Source organism: Methanohalobium sp., from assembly GCF_046546175.1.
Lineage (GTDB): Archaea > Halobacteriota > Methanosarcinia > Methanosarcinales > Methanosarcinaceae > Methanohalobium.
Window position 1 is genome coordinate 1 of sequence record NZ_JBKGYF010000110.1, and the last position, 4896, is coordinate 4896.

The 4896-nt window shown below is 37.9% G+C and carries 6 protein-coding genes and 1 pseudogene; all 7 read right to left on the minus strand.

Going from position 1 to position 4896, the window contains the following annotated elements:
• On the minus strand, nt 1-410 hold a 410-nt coding region (locus ACLFMM_RS09225), incomplete at its 3' end, for a molybdopterin dinucleotide binding domain-containing protein (protein ID WP_410808443.1).
• Nucleotides 410-1657: a formylmethanofuran dehydrogenase subunit B gene (locus tag ACLFMM_RS09230; RefSeq protein ID WP_410808444.1), complete on the minus strand. Its 1248-nt coding sequence runs from the start codon at nt 1655-1657 to the stop codon at nt 410-412. The genes ACLFMM_RS09230 and ACLFMM_RS09225, both read right to left, overlap by 1 nt.
• Nucleotides 1658-1681: 24 nt before the next feature.
• Entirely contained in the window at nt 1682-2140 is a 459-nt protein-coding gene (locus ACLFMM_RS09235) for a (Fe-S)-binding protein (protein ID WP_410808445.1), read from the minus strand.
• Between the two features lie 22 nt (nt 2141-2162).
• Nucleotides 2163-2459, minus strand: coding sequence for a ferredoxin-thioredoxin reductase catalytic domain-containing protein (locus tag ACLFMM_RS09240; protein ID WP_410808446.1), 297 nt, complete (start codon nt 2457-2459; stop codon nt 2163-2165).
• 209 nt (nt 2460-2668) lie between these two features.
• Nucleotides 2669-3130, minus strand: a complete 462-nt coding sequence (locus tag ACLFMM_RS09245; protein WP_410808447.1) for a universal stress protein — start codon at nt 3128-3130, stop codon at nt 2669-2671.
• A gap of 91 nt (nt 3131-3221) precedes the next feature.
• The gene (locus ACLFMM_RS09250; RefSeq protein ID WP_410808448.1) at nt 3222-4622 is read right to left on the minus strand and encodes an APC family permease; all 1401 of its coding nucleotides are present in this window, start codon (nt 4620-4622) and stop codon (nt 3222-3224) included.
• A 101-nt stretch (nt 4623-4723) separates the two neighbouring features.
• Nucleotides 4724-4896, minus strand: a pseudogene (locus tag ACLFMM_RS09255) ([dimethylamine--corrinoid protein] Co-methyltransferase); the annotation flags it as partial.

Genomic DNA, 4896 nt, shown 5'->3' on the forward strand with positions numbered 1-4896 from the left:
TTCAATACATCTAAATCATTGATATCTGTAATATCCTCGTCTTTTGCATCAGACAGTGATGCTTTAATCATTTTAAAACTTGGAACACCTGTATTACCTGTATCATCAGAAACAAGCGCATTAGACCACGGACTATTGGGCATATATGCAAATCCCTTATGAGATACTTCAGAACCTGATTCTTTAACTTTTACAACAACCTTTCCATATTTATTTTTTAAAAACACAGAATTTCCTTCTTTTAAACCTATCTTTTCCATATCCTTGTTATCCATTTTTATAACAGCAGATAGATTCTTGTATTCTTCACCAAAAAGTGATTTCTCAAGGGCTTCACTCTGGAATATATCCCTGTAGGTGATGATTTTTATATCATGTTCAGGAGCTGTAAGAAATTTTTCAAAACCCATCAAAGTTCCTCCATGATTCTTGTGAGAATCTCTTCATCAGAAAGATTCGAAGTCTCTATCATCGGTTCAAAGTCAACCCTGACACCATCCATGCGTATAGCACTGCCACCGCATTCCACCCCAGTGAGTGCAGATGGGATATTTATTTTAGATTTTTTGGAAGTTAGAGTTTCGCAGGGGTCGATTGTAATTACTGGTATCTCATTAAGATATCTGGCTATATATCCGGGTAAACTGGACATTGGGTCAGAACCTATTATAAGTGCAGAATCAACACTTTTAGTTTTTAAAAGCTCTACTACAGAGTATTCATTTCCGTGTTTTACTTCAGAATCCTCGAATTTAACCCGGTTTATATATCCGGTTTCATCATACAGATTCTGGTTAAATCCTCTCATGTTGTAATGTCCGACCATTGGAGTAAGGTAGAATTCGGACACATCATTTAATTTATCCAGCAATCGTTTTAAAGGGTTGAGGTTATCCAGAGAGTATACGAGACCAAGACCCACAAAAATAGCACCATATCTGGCTTTTTTAAGTGTATTGGCAAGTTCAAGTATTCGCTTTTTATCGAAATCAAAGGTTACTTTTGGCACTTTACCTGAAAGTGCATCTATAAGAGCATTAATTAATTCTTCATCCTTTTGTGGGGGTATAAGATAAGATTTGTTTCCGCAGATTTCTACAGTAGATGATTCCCTGATATCGATTGCAATTGCAGTCCGGTCTTCATCATAACCCTTCTGGCGGTTTTTACCGCGTGGGAAATATGTATATTTTGAAAGATGGCGCGGATGGGAGTTTGAAGGGTCTGCACCCCAATAGACAATAACATCAGCATTATTCCGCACATCATCGAGTGTGCAGGTATTCTGTATTTCACCTTTTAAAATAGATTCAATAACATTACCCTGACAAAAAGATGAGGTGTCATCAAGGTTAGCGTTTAGCTGTCTTGCAAGTTCGATCCCTTTTTTTTGTGCACCTTCAGTAGAGTTCCCGAGACCAAAAATTAGTGGATTTTTTGCATTTTTAAGAATACCGGCAGTTCCACTTATTGCAGTATTGATATCGGTTTTATTTCCGTCCAATGTACATGGCATGGGTTCATTGCAGATTTGAATACGGGATAATCCTTTCCTGCAGGCGGTGCACACTGTGGTTATATGATTATCTTCTGATTCGATTTCAATATCATCACAAAGCAGTGAACATGCAGTACACACGTAGTATTTACCGTCCACAATAATTCCTCATATATAAAATACTTATACAAATTCTATCGCTTTTGTAGGACAAGTTTCAATACATGCATTACAGAGAATCTTGTTTTCACCAAATCGCCGGCAATTGTGTATGTGTGCTTTCTGAACTACCCCATTTACTATTCGCAGAATAACCCTGTCATTTTTGGGTGCCAGTCCGATACCGGTACCTTTTGGATCTTCAGCAACATTAACCGGGCAGGCAACGACACAATTCCCGCATCCTGTGCATTTCTCTTCATGGATTATCATGCCTGTTTCTGATGCACCTTCAATCGGCGCCACTATTTCAGACAATTTTTCATAATTATCACTGTATTTATCTTCCAGTATTTCTGGACAATCATCAAGTTTAAGTTCACCAGACAGCAGTGCAGTAGCAAATGCCATGCAGGTTGATTTTCCGCATTTTTTACAGTTGGTTTTGGGAAGTAACTGATAAATTTCCATCGCGTTTGCCATAAGCCCACCTCAAATAATTAGGTTAATCATCTCCATCATAAAAAAAGAGTGCACAATGACACATTCCATCGGTATTAATTTCGTGTTTATGATAGACACATGGACAGATTATTTTTTTGTCCTGTTCTTCATCACCTGTTATAATCCTGCATGGGCAATAACGTCTGCCGTGCTTCAACTTGTTTTTGGCGAGCCCTTCAAGAACAATGTCCAGCATTTCACTATCTGGATTTAATTTGTATCCCACTCTTTCTGCATATCTGTAGGTCCATCTATGCATTTGTTTCTTGAGATTCTTTATTCTTTTATTTTCATCCATGTTGGAATACATCTCCAGTTTTGTGTTATAACCAGAACCCGGATTAAAATTTGTAAAAATCAACAATATCTTAATTGCTACTATATATAAGTATAAACCTTTTTATAAATATAATGGCTGAAACATATTGACTCTAAAAAAACATAAATAAATAAAAACGGGAGATTTTTCTCCTGTTATCCTGTTAACAATTGTTTGATTGCTTATAATTAATCTCTTACAACAAGTACCTTACCTTTTGCATGTGTCACAACATTTTGTGCCACACTTCCAAGCAAGAACCTGTTAATACCGGTTTTACCAAGTGTACCTACAATTATCAGGTCGACTCCATTCTTTTCTGCAAAATTTATTATTTCATCAGAAGGGTGCCCGTCGAGTATAGCTGTTTTAACATCGACACCTCTTTCTTCACCGACTTTTTTAACATCTTCTAACGCTTTTTTACCTTCTTCTTCCAGGTCAAACCTTACGTTTTTTATCCAGTCAGCTCCTCTCTGAGGTATTCCACCAATACGGCTGTGTGTTGAGACAACATATACAGCATGCGTCTCTGCACCGGTACATGATGCAAGTTCTACTCCCGATTCAACAGCTTTTTTGGAATTCTCTGAACCGTCAGTTGCAATTAATATTTTCTTATAGATATCACTACATGCAATTTCTGTCATTTACAAGTCTCCCCTTGATTATTTTTGATTACTGAAAATTTGAACAGAAGCAGGATGCAATCCTGCTCCTTAACCTTCCGTTTCAGGTTGTTTAACTAGCACCCGCCTGTTGGTAGGATTTATGCTGTGTATAGTACCATATTGGTATATAAACCGCTAATACTCCCAATCCTATGTATGTTGGTACAGACCCCAGTTCAAGACTGTTGAGATAGATAACACCTATCAAAAACAGTGGTATATTCAATATACCAAATATTAATGCAACATATTTCCAGCCTTTTGGAGCTTTGAAAGGTCTATCTATCTTTGATAGTTCAGAATCAGTTTTTGCTTTAACATATGAAAACAAACTTATACCGTTTGCTACCGAATATCCAATCGCAGAAGCAGCTAGCACAGCTGCTGGATTTTGCAAACCAATAAGTATCAAATTGAACACTGCTGTAAGAATCATTGCATTGATAGGTGTTCCTGCAGAATTTGTTCTACCAAGTATAGGTGGGAGGTTTCCTTCTTTAGCCATCGAGTGCATTGCTCTTGATGACCCAAGGAATGCCGTCTGTATAATCAGTATCATTGCTACCATGAGCACAAAGATGGCAAGATATGAGCCTATCTGTCCAAAAGCTGCTTGCGCTACAGGTAATAGTGCAAAATCCCCAGAATCAAGCAATGTTTCGATTCCCAAGGTCCCTATTACAGATGTTTGTACAAGGACAAATATTATGAGACAGACAAATCCACAAACGAACAATGCTTTTGGAAGGTCTGAACTTGGATTATTATATTCAGGACCATATACTGCTGCAGTTTCCCAGGCACAAGCGCTCCATTCCGCCATTGCAAATATTCCAAGTAATATCAATATATGATGTAAATCCCATGCCCAATCTGCTGGGAACCATGAGTTTGTAATATTTCCAAGATTGAAATCTCCTGTAGCAAACGGTGCACCAGCTATAATGACAAGCGGTGCTATTGAGATGATTGCAAGTATCATACCAACTAAAGCGCCACTGGAAAGCCCGCGGGAGTTAACGATTAACAATCCTCCAAATATAACAACTCCTGCAGTTATTGACAAAGCATATTGGGAAATACCCCAAGGTATCATCTGATGTAGGTAAGTACCGATAAGAATCGCCATTATTGCCATAACCGGGTTCCACGCAAACCAGTAGCCCCATGCACTGAAACCACCAATTAATTTACCTCTATCGAATCTACCACCTTTTCCTTTGAATACGTTTTGTGCAAACCCAGGAAGTCCCGAGGCTTTCGGAAACATTACAGCGAGTTCACCATAAGCGTAGTTCTGGAAAAATCCTTGGATAACAGATATAGCCCAAACTGCTATAGCAAATCCCCATAGCCAGAAAGCAAAATATCCTATTGAAGGTAGAACCAACAGCGGTACTCCAAGAGCTATAGCCAATCCCTGTTTCCAATCAATAGCTCTTAATAATTCATGTTCTTCGTTTTCTGCCATAAATTAATCACACTCCATATAAATTATAATAACTAATATTTGCACTGATTAAAAAATTACTGCAGGAGAATAATATCTATTAATTCTCCAATAATCCATATTCATTTCACTTGGTTTCTGAATTTCTCACATGAATTGATCTTGATCCCGAGCAGTTCCTCGATATTCATTTTTGCAGAGATACCTTTTGGAGCACCCTCTACAGATGTAATGACACCGATACCAAGTTCTTCCCTGAGGTCTCTCATGATGTATTCATCACTAAGATCCTGGG

What these genes read in the sequence shown, in the direction of transcription:
- ACLFMM_RS09250 (WP_410808448.1), bottom strand. Translation starts at nt 4,622, where the DNA reads ATGGCAGAAAACGAAGAACATGAATTATTAAGAGCTATTGATTGGAAA.
- ACLFMM_RS09245 (WP_410808447.1), bottom strand. Translation starts at nt 3,130, where the DNA reads ATGACAGAAATTGCATGTAGTGATATCTATAAGAAAATATTAATTGCA.
- ACLFMM_RS09235 (WP_410808445.1), bottom strand. Translation starts at nt 2,140, where the DNA reads ATGGCAAACGCGATGGAAATTTATCAGTTACTTCCCAAAACCAACTGT.
- ACLFMM_RS09240 (WP_410808446.1), bottom strand. Translation starts at nt 2,459, where the DNA reads ATGGATGAAAATAAAAGAATAAAGAATCTCAAGAAACAAATGCATAGA.